Annotated in this window: 10 protein-coding genes, 2 pseudogenes and 1 riboswitch; of the genes and pseudogenes, 10 read left to right on the top strand and 2 right to left on the bottom strand. The window is 37.5% G+C overall.

Features of this window, described 5'->3' with window-relative positions:
• Window positions 1-939: 939 nt before the first annotated feature.
• The gene (locus AWH49_RS09175) at window positions 940-1,611 is read left to right on the top strand and encodes a TetR family transcriptional regulator (protein WP_082862749.1); all 672 of its coding nucleotides are present in this window, start codon (window positions 940-942) and stop codon (window positions 1,609-1,611) included.
• A 178-nt stretch (window positions 1,612-1,789) separates the two neighbouring features.
• Here the strand turns inward: AWH49_RS09175 and AWH49_RS21230 are convergent.
• Window positions 1,790-2,084: pseudogene (locus AWH49_RS21230) on the bottom strand (BCCT family transporter).
• 367 nt (window positions 2,085-2,451) lie between these two features.
• Window positions 2,452-3,978: a glycine betaine uptake BCCT transporter gene (locus AWH49_RS09170; RefSeq protein WP_063965444.1), complete on the bottom strand. Its 1,527-nt coding sequence runs from the start codon at window positions 3,976-3,978 to the stop codon at window positions 2,452-2,454.
• Between the two features lie 562 nt (window positions 3,979-4,540).
• Between AWH49_RS09170 and AWH49_RS09165 the strand changes: the two genes are divergently transcribed.
• The 9 genes and pseudogenes from AWH49_RS09165 to AWH49_RS09125 all read left to right on the top strand — a co-directional run bounded on the left by AWH49_RS09165 (window position 4,541) and on the right by AWH49_RS09125 (window position 15,859).
• Complete coding sequence (locus AWH49_RS09165) at window positions 4,541-6,973, top strand: GcvT family protein (protein WP_063965443.1); 2,433 nt, start codon at window positions 4,541-4,543, stop codon at window positions 6,971-6,973.
• Window positions 6,974-7,200: 227 nt separating this feature from the next.
• Window positions 7,201-8,352, top strand: a complete 1,152-nt coding sequence (locus AWH49_RS09160) for an aromatic ring-hydroxylating oxygenase subunit alpha (RefSeq protein WP_063965442.1) — start codon at window positions 7,201-7,203, stop codon at window positions 8,350-8,352.
• 249 nt (window positions 8,353-8,601) lie between these two features.
• Window positions 8,602-9,618: an NAD(P)/FAD-dependent oxidoreductase gene (locus AWH49_RS09155; RefSeq protein ID WP_063965441.1), complete on the top strand. Its 1,017-nt coding sequence runs from the start codon at window positions 8,602-8,604 to the stop codon at window positions 9,616-9,618.
• A gap of 39 nt (window positions 9,619-9,657) precedes the next feature.
• Window positions 9,658-9,906, top strand: coding sequence for a ferredoxin (locus AWH49_RS09150; protein ID WP_063965440.1), 249 nt, complete (start codon window positions 9,658-9,660; stop codon window positions 9,904-9,906).
• A gap of 377 nt (window positions 9,907-10,283) precedes the next feature.
• Entirely contained in the window at window positions 10,284-10,784 is a 501-nt protein-coding gene (locus AWH49_RS09145; RefSeq protein ID WP_063965439.1) for a hypothetical protein, read from the top strand.
• Window positions 10,785-11,251: 467 nt separating this feature from the next.
• Window positions 11,252-12,961, top strand: a pseudogene (locus AWH49_RS09140) (GAF domain-containing protein); the annotation flags it as partial.
• Window positions 12,962-13,096: 135 nt separating this feature from the next.
• Complete coding sequence (locus AWH49_RS09135) at window positions 13,097-13,861, top strand: DUF3891 family protein (protein ID WP_063965437.1); 765 nt, start codon at window positions 13,097-13,099, stop codon at window positions 13,859-13,861.
• 305 nt (window positions 13,862-14,166) lie between these two features.
• The gene (gene solA / locus AWH49_RS09130; protein WP_063965436.1) at window positions 14,167-15,330 is read left to right on the top strand and encodes an N-methyl-L-tryptophan oxidase; all 1,164 of its coding nucleotides are present in this window, start codon (window positions 14,167-14,169) and stop codon (window positions 15,328-15,330) included.
• A gap of 115 nt (window positions 15,331-15,445) precedes the next feature.
• Window positions 15,446-15,859: a cupin domain-containing protein gene (locus tag AWH49_RS09125; RefSeq protein WP_063965435.1), complete on the top strand. Its 414-nt coding sequence runs from the start codon at window positions 15,446-15,448 to the stop codon at window positions 15,857-15,859.
• Between the two features lie 267 nt (window positions 15,860-16,126).
• Window positions 16,127-16,226, top strand: a riboswitch (glycine riboswitch).
• The last annotated feature ends 75 nt before the right edge of the window (window positions 16,227-16,301 follow it).

The following is a 16,301-nucleotide window of genomic DNA, read 5'->3' as shown; positions in this document are numbered from 1 at the left end:
AAAGTTCCTCCTTTATGTATGCAAAAAGCACAAAAATTCATGTAAATTTGAGCGCAATATCTAATTGTCATCAGAATTAATAGAATACTAATGTTTCTATTATAAGTTGGCGATTACATTAAAGCTATACATAAAATTACCAACTTTTATCAAATCTTGTAACTATTCAGTATGTTGAGGAGAAAAGATTAGTTGAAGTAAAATGGAGGTATTTTTTATAAAGACTAAGAAAAAAGAGCTATTTGATATAAATGTTGATGTACGGAAATTGGCAGCAGAAAATGATAAGGATCTACTATTAGTAGCATTTTCCTATGTGATAATTAAATGTTCTAATGCTTCTTTCAATCATCACTCAATGTCTTTTAAAGATGGGGAACAGCCTTCTTTTAAAAGAGACGTTTGATTTAGTTTGTTGTTTAATTAACATTAGGCCATTATAATAGAAGTAAGTTAATAACGGTCTAAGTGCGAAAAGTGACCGCTTCCTCAGCTAACGAAATGAACAGTGATATAAACAAATGCTTTTATATGTATAGACATGTTTTGTTTCTATGCGGTCGAGGACTCAAATCCGTCATACATAATGCAAATTGACAGCGTAAACTAAACACTTTCACTCGTTTAGAGTAACGGTCAATAGCCGATTAAGAAATCACTATTGAGACTTACAGAGAATTGGTGAAGGTGTTTTTTGTTGTGATAAAGAGGAAAGGTTTAATGAATATTAACTTAGATGTACGCTTATTGTTGTCTAATACGTCACAGGGTGTGCCAAATCAAAAGAATACAATCAATTATTAAAAAGCGTTAGAGATCATTACAAGGTAAAGGGAGATTAGCGGTAATCATCCCAGAACAATTCATGATTATAGACTACACACTAATTATTTTATGTTACATTCAAAATTAATTATGGTGATTTCGAGGTGTTAAAGATTGAAAAAACAAACAGAAAAAAACAAGGAAAAGCAAACTGCTCGCATGATGTCTTACTTCATTAACGCAACTGCTGACATTATCGAAAAAGAAGGGGTTGATAAAGTTACAATAAGGAAGATTGCTGATTTAGCTGGGTATAACAGTGCAACCATTTATAACTACTTTGAAGACTTATCCCATCTCATTTTCTTTGCTTCTATGAGCTTTGTAAAAAAATATACGGATGCTTTACCAAAATACATTGAGAAATCAAAAAACCCTTTGGAAAGGTATTTTTTGATTTGGGAATGCTTTTGTAAATATTCTTTTGAATCGCCCAAAATCTACTATGCTGTATTTTCAGCTAATTTAGGTACGCATCCGATTAACATGACACAGTATTATGCATACTCCCCAACTGATTTGGTAGAATTTCCAGATGGTGTAAAGGAGATGCTTTTAGAAGCCAATTTATCAAAGAGAACAGTTATTGCCTTGAATGAGTGTATCAAAGAAGGATATATTCAAGAAGCGCATACTGAACGAATCGCAGAATGTCATTATTTAATTTGGCAAGGTATGCTTACGATGCTGATTAATAACAGAACTGCCTATACAGTCGATGAAGCAACAGAAGCAACGGTCAATCATATTCGTAATACCACGCCATTAAAAGATCATTTGATGTGAGAGATAAGGGATCTCCATATTCTCCTAATAGGTCGTGATGGATTTAATTTTCTAAAAAAGCAAACAAATTTAATGAAACATTTTGAAGTCCGGGTATTATTTCAACAAAATTTTATTTTAAGTTTGTAAAAAGACCTCGTTAAAATCCAACGAGGTTCACTCTGGTTACCCTAAAAAGTTATTTTTTAATAACCATTTGAGCGGTTGGTCCTAATATTACAACAAGAGTCATGAGCAAAACGGCTAGTAAAATATTGATGTTAGATAACACTATCATCACCCGGTCAATGCCGACAAAAGCGGAACCGGTAAATAATAATGATAATTTGGTTGATAATATTGTTAGGTATATCAAAGAGATAGTTAACGCCGCTGGAAATTTGTAAAGCTCCTAATCCCAAAGAGGTAGCAACGCCAAAAATAGTAGCTACAATAGCTAATACATCAATCGTTTTACCCATAGGACCGTGAATCCGCTTCCCAAGGATGGGATAAAAAATAGAGCTAATTAATCCAGGTAGATTTTGCAGTATCGGAAATACGCGAAGCTAAGACCAAGAAATGTATAGATGCCCCAAGACTGCAATCCCTATAAGAATCCCTCCTTGATTCCATTATATACCATATCACCATAGACACCCTTGCGTTAAGTAATGGCTACTACTGCCTTCACGGTTCGGGACATGCACCTTATAGACTGCGCCCATGCTAGAGCGCACCAAAAACAAAAACGGAGGGCGAACCCTCCGTTTTTGTTATCTAACTGCAATTGTCCTGACACTTATCTTAGAACCTTTTTGTGTCCATTTTATTCCCAATTAGGATTACATTTCCTATACTTTAACTGGCTTTTTCTTCTTTTACACTTTTCTTGTTAATATCAACTTCATTTCTTAGTTCCCTTATCAAGGACCAACACATGAGAAGCATAACAATAGCGAATGGGAATGCAGCAGCAATAGAGACTTTTTGCAGTACCTCTAGACCACCAGCTAATAGCAGTACCACGGCAACCAATGACTGAATAACGCCCCATGTAATTTTAATTTTATTGGAAGGATTTAATTTTCCTCCCTCACAAAGCATGCCTAGTACATAAGTGGCTGTATCTGCTACTGTAATATAATAAACTGCCACGACTGTAAAACCTAGGATACTTAACAGTGAACTTAGTGGAAGATAATCGAAAAAACTAAAGATTGACAATGAAAGATTGGAAGTAATTTGGGTGGCTAATTCAGGGTTTCCCAAGTTATGAATGATATGAAGAGCCGATCCACCAAAGATGGAAAGCCAAACGAATGTACCAAGTGCCGGTACGATGAGTACCCCAGTTATAAACTGGCTTATTGTTCTTCCTTTTGAAATCCGGGCAATAAACATTCCCACAAATGGTGCCCATGCGATCCACCAAGCCCAGTAGAACAAGGTCCAGCCATTAATCCATTCACCTTCACCGAATGGTTGTAGACTTAAACTCATGTCAAGCCAATCATTAAAATAGCTGCCCGTCGTATCGAACAGTACTTTAAAAATGGAAGATGTGGGACCGACTATCATGATCAATGCCATCATTGTAAACGATAGGATTATGGCGGTATTTGATAAATATTTAATACCACGCTTTAATCCTGTAGTTATAGAGATTAAAAAAAGAACGGTTGCTACAGCTATAACGATGATTTGAATTGTTAGGGTATCTGGCACGTTAAATAAGTGGTTAAGACCAGCTGTAATTTGCATTGTACCTAAACCCAAAGATGTCGCTATACCAAATACAGTGGCAACAACAGCAAGGATATCGATCGTTTTTCCGATGGGACCATAAATTTTATCCTTCAAAACAGGATAAAAAACGGAACTGACTGATGCAGGCAGGCCTCTGTTAAATTGAAAAAACGCAAATGCTAAACCAATAACTGCGTAAATACCCCAGGGTTGTAAGCCCCAATGGAAAAATGTATACTTCATTGCTTCAGCAGCTGCAGTATCGGTATACCCTTTTCCGATAGGCGGACTCGTGTAATGAAGTACAGGCTCCGCAACAGCATAATATACAATTCCTATCCCCATTCCGGCACCAAATAACATCGCCAGCCAGGAACCCGTCTTAAATTCTGGTCTGTCTGATTCCTTTCCAAGCCTAATACGACCATATTTAGAGAATAATAGATAAAAAGCAAACAGCACAAAGAACAGGGCAGAACTGAGATAAACCCATCCAAAGTGATTAATCGTTCCATTGAAAAAAGCAGTGGTGACCTTTGTGAGGTTTTCAGTAAAAAAGATTCCCCAAATAATAAAAACACCGGTTATCAGAATAGAAACATAAAAAACGCTATTTTTATAAATACTGTTGGTATTCAAAAAATCTCCTCCTTTTCTATTACCGAAATTGAGCTTTTGCTCATTTGTCGTACCGGAATCTAATAATCTGTCACTTCTTTTTCAAAAGGTTTTCACTTTCATCTAATTCCCTCCTGTTCATTTAGTAAGCGCTTCCAATGCTCCTTTCTTGATTTTTTTGCCAAATAATAATCATGACTATAACATAATTGCGATTGTAATGTAAATAATTTTTAAATATTTAAAAAATTACAAAAACTATGTTTACAATATTGCCCAAGCCTGTTATTATCTTAATTATAAAATAATCACGATTACAAAAGGGGTTGATGAATTTGAAAAAAATCTTTTTTAAAAAGGGAGTTTTAATTATTAATCCAAAAGATCTAACAGTCTCCTCGAATTTCAAACACAATTTTTGAAAACGGTTACATTAAACAAGTTTATAGATGGGAGATGAATAACAAGCTGCTGATCTTAAAGGAGTAATTGTAGATGTAAATGGAATTGATGACCCATAAAAAATAATAAGGATAACGACACTATTTACTATAGTTATCCAAAGGAAGTGGGATGAAAAGTTATGGAGCAAAAGAAAATTATCATCATTGGCGCCGGTGTTGTTGGATGTAGTACCGCTTATTATTTGAACAAAATGGGGCAACGAAACATCACAGTTATTGAACAAGGTCCGTTATTTGAAACAGGGGGATCCACATCGCATGCTCCAGGGCTTGTGTTTCAACTTGGCTTTTCTAAAGTGTTGACAACGTTAGCTAATCAAACAGTAGAGACTTTCAAAGAATTAAGTAATAAAGATCAACCTTCTTTCTATTCTGTAGGGAGTCTTGAAGTTGCCAATACAGAGGAACGGTTGGAAGATTTGAAACGAAAAGCAGGTGTAGGAAGATCATGGGGAATGGAGGCAAATATTCTTACCCCAGAAGAATGTGCTCAAAAAAATTCACTAATCAATCCAGATGAAATTTTAGGTGGACTGTATGTAGCGTCAGATGGAATTGCCAAACCACTTCGTGCAATAGATGAAATGGCTAGTTTTGCGGAATCATGTGGGACTAAGTTTTACGGCCATACAGAAGTAACGGACATCGAGGTTGTGGATGGTCAGGTAAAAGCAGTGGAAACAAGTGCTGGAAGATTTGAAGTGGACTTGATTATTTGCTGTGCCGGATTCTGGGGACCGCGCATTGGAGAAATGGTAGGAGTCACTATTCCTCTTCAACCAATCGCTCATCAATATGTTTTTTCGAATGATTTACAAGAATTAGCTGATGAAACTGAAGAAGTAACAGCGCCGCTTATCCGAGATCAAGACAATGCTATGTATTTCCGCCAAGTATTCAATGGGATAGGCATTGGATCTTATCAGCATCGCCCATTGCCTGTCGAGGTCAGTGAAATCACAAAATATGGTGAAGCAAAAGAGATGCCATCTGTAAAGCAGTTTACACCTGAAGATTTTTTTGAAAAGCCTTGGCAAGATGCTCAAAAACTTATTCCAGGGTTAAAACAAGCAGGTGTGAAAAGAGGAATAAATGGGATCTTCTCATTTACACCTGATGGAATGCCCTTACTGGGAGAATCACAAAAAGTACGCGGATTTTGGGTGGCAGAAGCTATTTGGGTAACCCATTCCGCTGGTGTGGGCAAACAAATGGCTGAATGGATTATAAATGGAGCGCCGACCCTTGATTTAGAGTTGTGTGATATTAATCGTTTTGACACTTACGCACAGAGCCCTGCTTATTATAAAAAGCGTTCGATTGAAAATTATGAAAAAGTATACGATGTTCATCATCCGTTCATGCCACCGGAAACATCGCGCGACATGCGTGTGAGTCCATATTATATACGTCAAAAAACATTAGGGGCTTATTTTAACGAAAAATCTGGCTGGGAGCAGCCGCAATGGTATGAAGCAAATGATTGGCTCGTTGCAAAATATGAAAAAACCATTTTAAAGCGGGAAGGATGGGCAGCCGAATATTGGTCACCAATTATCGAGGCTGAGCAACTTCATACACGTCAACATGCTGGACTTTATGATGGGACAGCAGTGAAAAAGCGGTTGGAAGTCCGTGGTGAAGGAGCGCTTGAGTTTTTACAACAACTGACAACCAGCAATATGGATGTTCCGATCGGGCATGTGACGAGTACATTGATGCTGCATGAGTTAGCAGGTATAAAAGATGAAATAAAGGTCATTCGTACAGCAGCTTCAACATTCTTTGTTCTTTGTACAGGGGCAGTTGAAGCAAGCTGGATAAAAAAACATTTACCAGTATCAAGCCGGATTGTGATCCAAGATCTAACAGCTGGAATGTGCGGCCTTGGTGTAATGGGTGCAAAAGCGAGCGAGATTATGTATTCCCTTGATCCCCAGATATTTGTAAGAAGTGAGTGGGAGATCGGGCGAGCCAAAGAAGTATTTATTGGAAATGTTCCAGTCCTCGCTGTGTACGATTCTTATGCGGGTACAGAGAGATGGGAGTTTTTCACAACTTCCGATCAAGGATTACAGCTTTGGGATGCACTATTTGAAGCAGGACGCGAATATCAGCTCATTCCTGTAGGTGACCGAGCTCTTGAAAATCTCCGGATCGAATCTCTTTCATTAAGAAACGGTAAAGACTTCTGGAGTGAACATGATCCGTATGAAGTGGGACTTGATCATATGGTCGACCTTAATAAACAAACGTTCATCGGGAAAAAAGCATTGATTGACCGTAAAGAAAAGGGCCCTAAACGATTGTTAACTACATTACTGCTGGATGATCCGTCAATCGTTGTGATGGGGTATGAACCGGTGTTTGATGAAGGGAAGGTTGCTGGATTTGTGACAAGCGCTGGATATGAATACAGCATAGGTAAAGGAATGGTGTATGCGCTGTTATCACCTAAGTCTGTAAATAAAGAGAGCGAATTAAGTATTGAATACTTTGGACAACGTTACACAGCCAAAATTATGACCAAATCCACTGCGATGACTAACTAATAAAGGCAATAGAGCTAGAAGGACTGATATGCCGACAATAATGTTATTGTCATAGGTTTAGAAGCGATGGGGAGTAGAGGCTAACATGGGGTTAAGTTATAGGAGAAATTTTAGCAGGCTTAGTGAACACCATCCAATTGATTTCTTTAGCCAGCAGCGTTTTGCATATCAAGTCCGCTTATACATGTTTTGGTTAAATTTTTTAAAAAACGGAGGAGGAATTATAGATGGCAATGGATCAAAGTGTTGTAACTGAAAAAGGTGGAATCAAATCTACATTAAAAGGAGAATTATATACATCTCCTGAGATCTTTGAGTTAGAGAAAAAGAATATTTTTGGGGAATCATGGCTTTTTGTTGGCCACTATGAATATGAGGCAGCAGAGCCAGGCCGGTATATCACAACTAGGATTAATAACGAAAATATTCTGATTACTAGAGGCAAAGACCGTGTGCTGCGTGCGTTCTTAAATGTTTGCCGTCATCGTGGAGCAACACTCTGCAGCGAGTCTTCTGGGAAGGCAGGGGTATTCCGCTGTCCTTATCACTCTTGGAGTTATGGGCTTGATGGTTCCTTAGCTGGAGTTCCAAAATCGAGTGGATGCCGTGAAGAGTTAGTTAATAATGATACTTACGGCTTAGAAAAAGTACACCTTCAAACGTGGCATGGAATGATTTGGTTGAACTTTTCAGAAAATCCAGAGCCCCTTGAGGAACAATTAGATACACAAATTATGGAGCGTTTTGGTGAGCTTGAGACATTGGCTAGATACCAAATTCAAGATCTAAGAGTCGCTCATCGCAAAGAGTATGATGTGAAAGCAAACTGGAAGCTTATTGTAGAAAACTTCCAGGAATGTTACCATTGTTCGGCGATTCATCCTGAATTAACAGCGGCCTTTCCTGAATTTAAATCAGGTGTCGGTACGCAAAATCAAGTGGGTCTAGGGGCGAATTTAAATGAAGGCCTAGATTCTTTCTCCATAAGTGGGAAAGGCGTTCGTCCGATGTTAAAAGGATTACTTCCAGAAGATGACCGTATCTATTACGGCATGACGATGACTCCTCATGTATTCATTAACTTAACACCGGATCATGTCATTGTCCACCATATCATTCCGATTGATACGGACAGATCAATTGTAATTTGTGACTGGCTATTTGATCCCGAAGAAATGGCAAAACCAGATTTTGAACCAATGGACGCGGTTGAACTATTCCATCGCGTGAATGAACAGGATTTCGAAGCTTGTCAATGGTGCCAAGATAACATGGGATCAAAAGCATATAAAAATGGTGGAATCTTAGTTCCAATTGAAAATCATGTTTCTAAATTTTATAACTATGTTTTAGAATCCATCGGTATGAAAAACGAATAACCAAAAAATCCAATTGAATACGTTATACCCTTTAAATGGAAGTATCATTCAGTAGGAAATAATTAAATAAATGAGCAGAGTTTTGTAGAAAAAATCTAAATAACTTTATCCTAGTCGGTACAGCCAAGAGCCTGAGCATACAGGCTTCTTGGCTGATTGTTTATAGCAATAAAAGCTACCTATCATGCTATGCAGATTTGTACTTTACATGGCAATACTGAATACAGCACTTTATAAGGAGGGAATTAAATGTACAAGAATGAACAAATTTTTGATCTTACGATTGTCGGCGGAGGTCCTACCGGTTTATTCACCGCCTTTTATGGAGGGATGCGTCAATGTAAGGTAAAAATAATAGAGAGTCTTCCACAGTTGGGTGGACAATTAGCTGCACTTTATCCGGAGAAATTTATATACGACATAGCTGGGTATCCAAAAGTACGTGCTAAAGAAATGATAAGCGCTTTAAAAGAACAAGCCTTTCAATTTAATCCGACTGTTTGTTTAGAGGAACGTGTTCAACATATTAAAAAACTCGACGATCATTTTGAAATGATAACAGACAAAGGGATTCACTTTTCAAAAGCGATCATTCTAACAGCTGGTGTAGGTGCCTTTGAAGCGACACGACTCGAACATCCTAAAGCAGCAACATTTGAAGGCAAGAACCTTCATTATTTTGTTGATGACATGAATAAGTTTGCCAATCAAAAAGTAGTGGTGATTGGAGGCGGAGATTCGGCTGTTGATTGGGCACTTATGTTAGAATCCATTGCTGAAGAAGTCCATATTATTCATCGCCGGGATAAGTTTCGTGCTCATGAGCACAGTGTGGAGAACCTTAGAAATTCGAATGTGAACATGTTAACACCTTATGAAGTAAAGGATCTTATAGGGAGTGAACGTATAGAGAAGCTAGTTATCTCTAATAGTAAAACGCAAGAAGAAAAAATCATTGATGTGGATGCGGTCATCGTTAATTTTGGTTTTAAATCGTCTCTTGGTCCTATTAAAGAGTGGGGATTAGAAATCCAAAAAGGAAGCATCGTTGTCAACTCAAAAATGGAAACAACAATTCCTGGTATTTACGCGGCAGGAGACATTACGACATATCCGGGGAAAGTGAAGTTAATTGCCGTTGGATTCGGAGAAGCTCCTACAGCGGTTAATAACGCAAAAGCCTATATCGATCCTGAAGCTAAATTACAGCCAGGTCACAGTTCATCCATGAATTTGGAAACAGCGAATTTAACTACAACGAGTTAAATCAGATAAAGCTTTTCAATATTTAGGGGGAGAACGGTTATGGCAAAGTACACAATGATCGACAAAGAAACATGCATCGCCTGTGGAGCTTGTGGAGCAGCTGCTCCTGACATTTATGATTATGATGATGAGGGGATTGCTTTCGTAAAATTAGATGACAATGAAGGAGTGGTTGAAGTTCCTGAGATGTTGCATGAAGACATGATCGATGCATTTGAAGGATGTCCAACGGACTCTATCAAAGTTGCTGAAGAGCCGTTTGATGGTGACGCAAATAAATTTGAATAAACGTTTGTGAATTTATAAGAGAACTTCCACATGCTTTAAATAAATTTACAAAAAACAAAGAGAGAAAGATGGATAGAAAATGCTCAATTGGTAAGAGCAAAAATAGAGGAACAATGCTTGCTTAAGGTTTAGATTTAAGTGTCATTCTTGTTAATAAAGTATTATGAAGAGACTTTTAAATTAAGACCGGGAACATAGTATTCTGTTTCATCGGGGACGCCTCTTATCTTAAATGTTTGGTGGTACTTACATTTTACAAGAGTGCGTCCCTTTTTGTCGTTTGTCTATGGAAGACTATTCATAATCAACACGCGTGATGTCTTAATTAATTAAACGAATGTTTGTCAGAGCAAAGCTTTATAGAAAGGTGATATCTCATGATTCCATTGCAAAAAAAACAGTCAATTATGATCGTTGTAATTTATGCGTTTATTTACTATACATGGATTTTACTATGGCCCGATTTGAAATTAGTTGGGAGTATTATAGCTATTATAGGTCCTGTGCTTACACTTCTATTTATAAGCTGCTCTTTACAACGGATAAAGGAAAAAGAGGAGAAAAACTTTTGGCGTATTGTTTTTATAGGGTGTTTTAGTTATTTTATTGGTGAGTTAATATGGAGATACCGTGAATATTATTTGGGAATAGATGATCCATTTCCTGGATGGGCAAATTTGTTTTATAATTTATTTGTATTCATATACAGCATTGCTGTTTTTTACAAAGTATATGTAACAGGGAAAAAATATCGTACGATTCAAGTCTTTTTTGACTGCTTTATAATGATGACTGTATTAACAACCATTAGCTGGGTTTATTTCTTAAATCCGCTATTAGATAAAGCATCCTCAATGTTTAAACTTGCAATTTCATAAGTTATCCAGTAGCTATTTTAGGCTTATTACTTGGTGTTATTTTGCTATTCCTCTCTTCTAAGTCATTATTTCCACATGTTTTATTAATATTAAATACGACAGGAATAACTGTTTATACAATTGCCGAAACCTATTATGTATATCAGTCTATATATCACACGTATAATGGGGATATTACATATTTAACTCCGATATGGAACGTTTGTCTTTTGTTAATAGGCCTTTCCAGTTTTTTTAGTGATAAAGTTAACAATGTACCTCAAAAAGAAAATAAGTTATCAAAACTATTTTACATTAATCAGACTATATTACCATTTTTAAGCTTAATAATTTTACTTTTTCTTGCATTGACCAAAAAAGAAGCCATTTTAAGTTTTTTTATCGGTGGAGCAGTTCTTCTGTGTTTAATTATTATTCGACAAGTAATTACAATTTTTGAAAATGACATATTAGTTCGTAAACTCAAAGAGAGAACGGAAGAACTAGAAATTGTACAGCTTCAACTAATGGATTTAAAAGATGGTGCAGAGGAACAAAGCTGGTTAAAAACGAAAATTGTTGAAATTGCGACTATGTATCCCGGAATAGATAATGTAGAGACGTTAGCCCGTCAACTTATCACAAAGATTACTCCTATGGTACGGGCAACGTATGGCGCCATCTATGTAAAGGTAGATAAGGGAGGCTTTCAGAAGCTTGCTGCTTATGCCGATAACCAACAAGATGTCGGTGCTAAAAGCTTTCGTTTAGGGGAAGGGATCGCTGGACAGTGTGCACTAGAGAATCGCATGATTTCACTTAATCAAATTCCAGAAGACTATATAAAAATTACGTCTGGTCTAGGTTCGGCGCGACCATCCTATGTAACAGTTATTCCAGCAGAATTCCAAGAAGAGGTATTGGCTGTTATTGAATTAGCCTCATTTGAATCATTTAGTCATCTAGAAGAAGTGTTGCTACAAGAGGTAATGAGTAATCTTGGTATCAACATACAAAGTATTTTAGGGCATATGCAAGTAGAAAAGCTGCTTCAAGAATCACAGGCTTTAACGGAAGAATTACAGAGCCAATCGCAAGAGCTTCAATCTCAGCAAGAGGAGTTAAGAAGCGTTAATGAACAACTTGAAGAGCAAGTGGAACTGAATAACGTGAAAGAATTTGTGGAGGCGCAATTTACTCCTGTCGCCCGTAAGAAAAATATTCAATTACATGTTCAGATCGCTTCTGATTTGTCAGAGGTTATTCATACGGATAAACAGCGACTACAGCAAATATTGAAAAATTTATTATCAAATGCATTTAAATTCACCGAACATGGTGCTGTAACATTAACAATAGAAAAAGCAGAAAAAGGGATGTTTTCAAAAGAGAAAGAGGATGCTTTTACTCATTCAAATATAGAGTTTGTCTTTTCCGTTAAAGATACAGGAATTGGGATTGCAACAGAAAATCAGGACATCATTTTCGACGCGTTTAAACAAGCGGATGGGACAATCAGCCGAAAATATGGTGGAACGGGATTAGGGCTTTCCATTAGCAGAGAACTCGCTCATTTATTAGGCGGTTTCATTGAAGTCGAAAGCACAGAAGGCTATGGAAGCACATTTACGTTATATTTGCCTCATTACCAAAACATCGTAAAGGAGGAAGATCAAAACATAGCAAGGAAGGAAATAGCCATTTTTGAAGCAGAGGCAGCCACAACGCATCTCGAAAATTCAAGCACCGTACCTGTTGTTTCGGCTGAGTATCCATTCCAGGCGGAGGATTCTTGGAAACAGATAAATGGAAGAAAAGCATTGCTCGAAGGTAAGAAAATACTCGTAGTCGATGACGATATGCGTAACGTGTTTGCTTTGACAACAGCGCTTGAAAGCTATCAAGTTGAAGTAATGTTTGCAGAAAACGGAAGAGATGGGATTACCGTTTTGCAAGGAAACCCAGACATCGATCTCGTTATTATGGATATTATGATGCCTGAAATGGATGGATTTGAGACGATTCGAGTAATCCGTCAATTACCTGAATTCCAAAGTCTTCCGATCATTGCCCTTACAGCTAAAGCAATGAAAAATGATCGACAGCAATGTATCGAGGCAGGTGCTTCTGATTATATTAGTAAACCTGTCAATTTAAGACAGCTATTTTCAATTATACAAGTATGGTTATACAGATAGAAGTAAGAATTTTTTCTTTGGGATAGGAGGAAAAAATGTTTGCGAATAAAAAGCTTATGTTAGTGTTAACTTTGTAAATATATAAAATATGGTAAAGGAAAAAACACAAAATACTGCAGAAAATGGAGTGATAGCTTGATCATCTATGAGAGAGAACACGATTGGGTAATGATACCACAACATCATCACGGCCTGCTTTCAGGGGACATCTCCAGGCAGTGGAATTCTGCTTATATTAAAGAAACCGAGCGATGGAGTGAGGTAACGTTTGCTATAGCTCAACATGACCGTGGATGGACCGATCTGGATGAAACGCCTTTTTGGAATGATCGAGTCAAGGCACCGTATTCTTTTATCGATTTTCCTCTAGTTCCTCGGCTTACCTTTTATAAAAAAGGAATTGATGAAGTTGAAAGGCAGTCCCCATATGCCGGATTGCTGTGCAGTCTGCACTACTGTTTCTTTTTAGTCGGGGCCAAGGAGATGGACGCCATCGAATTCTCCAGACAGGAAAATGCCAGGCAGCACCGTTTGATGGAACAATTAAACCTCTTTGGAGCTCATAAAGAAGACCTATTAAACATTCACCTTCCAATTATCCAATTTTGTGATGCTCTCTCTTTATATTTGTGCATGCAAGAACCAGGAACCCCCAAGACGGAAGAACTCCCTTGGTTTAAAGATGGATTTCGGGAAAACTTTCCGTTTACAGATGGTCATAAGATCATCGCAAAGTGGATCAACCTAGAGCAGGTGTCTCTGCGTCCCTTTCCTTTATCTTCACCTGCCGTTGTATCCGTTAAAGTAAGGGAAGTAAAGAAAGAAAATATTCGTCAGCGGGGGATTGCAGAAGCCTATAGGGGTACAGAATGGAAAGAAAGAACGTGTACTTTGATATAGGATGATTTAGGGCCGAATCATATAAGAAAGGAACAGTATATCATTTCTTCATTTTTGTATTTGTTCACTATGCACAATAATTCTTTTTTTTGGAGAAAATATTAAGCAACAATACACAATTGTTACACATCATGAAAGGCTGTATGCTACATGTATACCATAAATTATCTAAATATTTAAAATTTAATATTAATAACCGATTAAAAAAAATAGCTGTTTGAACAGTAAAATGAGTTGCATTTAATGCAGGGGTTCTGCATGTAAAAAAATTAATAACTATACTAACAAACTCTGGGGGGACTGTTATGAACACACATTTTGATGTGATTGTTGTTGGTGCTGGATCAATGGGGATGGCCGCAGGTTACTACTTAGCAAAACAAGGAGTTAAAACATTGTTGGTGGATTCATTTGACCCGCCGCATACAAATGGCAGCCATCACGGCGACACACGCATTATCCGCCATGCTTACGGTGAAGGAAGAGAGTATGTGCCATTTGCTTTAAGATCACAAGAGTTATGGTATGAACTAGAAAATGCAACACATCATAAGATATTTACGAAAACAGGCGTGCTAGTATTCGGACCTAAAGGTGAATCAGATTTCGTTGCAGAAACGATGGAAGCTGCAAAGGAACATTCATTGACTGTTGATTTACTTGAAGGTGATGAGATCAATAAGCGCTGGCCAGGTGTCGTTGTTCCTGAAAACTACAATGCAATCTTTGAACCAAACTCAGGCGTATTGTTCAGCGAAAACTGTATTCGTGCTTACCGTGAGTTGGCTGAAGCGCACGGTGCCAAAGTTTTAACTTACACACCAGTTGAGGATTTTGACATTTCACCGGACTTAGTTAAAATCCAAACAGCAAAAGGATCTTATACAGCTGATAAACTAGTTGTCAGCATGGGAGCTTGGAACAGCAAACTTCTTTCTAAGCTAAACATTAATATTCCATTACAGCCATATCGTCAAGTTGTAGGTTTCTTTGAATCCGATGAATCAAAATACAGCAATGATATCGACTTCCCGGCTTTCATGGTTGAAGTGCCAAAAGGCATCTATTATGGATTCCCAAGCTTCGGCGGCTGCGGATTAAAAATAGGCTATCATACTTACGGTCAGCAAATTGACCCAGATACCATTAATCGTGATTTTGGTGTTTATCCAGAGGATGAAAACAACCTCCGCGAGTTCTTGGGCGAGTATATGCAAGGAGCAAATGGTGAGTTAAAAAGAGGCGCAGTCTGCATGTACACAAAAACACCAGATGAGCACTTCGTTATCGATGTACATCCAGAGCACTCTAATGTAGTGATTGCTGCTGGCTTCTCTGGCCATGGATTTAAATTCTCAAGCGTAGTTGGTGAAACATTAAGCCAATTGGCTACAACCGGTAAAACGGAACATGATATTTCGATCTTTTCCATAAACCGACCTGCTTTAAAGCAGAAAACAACCATCTAAATAAAATGAATGTTTGTTTATCGAAGGTAAGGCCAAAGGTAATTTGAAGTTAACTGTAGGTTGTTAATAGACTTAAAACAATTGGAAACTTTAAAAATAGTTAGAGGTGGAAAAAGTGAACCAAAAAACCATTAAACAAACCGAATCAAAATTATTATGTGAAAAGCCAGGAATTCAGTTGCTTAAAGCGGGTACGTACAATTTAAATGAGTTAAGTGAGCTGCGGAGAACACCGGAACTAAAGGGACAAATTCTTGATGTGCCTCTCACAGACAAAAAAGAAGTATTAACATTGGGTTATTTTGCATTGCAACCTTCAGTAGATTATTCAGCAGAATTTGATTTTATTGAAATTAAAGTAGTGACAAAAGGAAAAATGGTTGTGCGTGATGTCCAAGGAAATAAATATGTAGGTGAAGTCGGGGACGTTTTAATCTTCTCTCCTAAGACAACCGTTATTTTTGATGGAGAAAGTAATGGGGAAGCTGTTTATTTTAAAAATGTAGAAGCTAATCCTTCTTATTTATAACAACTCCATCCCACTCAGGGAATAATGAGTGGGGTAGGCAATTATACGTTCTGTATTGGGGACACTGAAACTAAAGGAACAAATTTGATAAATCGAGCAGTTACAAGTAATTTTTTTAACAAAAATTCTTCTATTTTATTTGGAAATAGTGACAATTCAATATGGCGCGGATGATTGTTGTGGGAGAGTGTAGAAGTAATTGCCACCGAAGGAGCAAGTTCCAAAAATACCCTTGGAACTAATCTCTCAGGTAGATGAACTACAACAGGACGCACCTCTGGAGAGAGCGTTTATAACACGCCACCAAAGGGGAAAACTCCATTGTTAATGGAGTCAAACTCTCAGGTAAAAGGACAGAGATGGGGAGAGAGTGCTACCCTTTTCTGTCCTTTTTTATATCCAAAAAAGGGAATAGTGTATGATTATTTACTGCAACACTCTA

The organism is Domibacillus aminovorans (assembly GCF_001643235.1).
Classification (GTDB): Bacteria; Bacillota; Bacilli; order Bacillales; family Domibacillaceae; genus Domibacillus; species Domibacillus aminovorans.
This window is presented reverse-complemented; position numbering and strand designations above follow the sequence as displayed.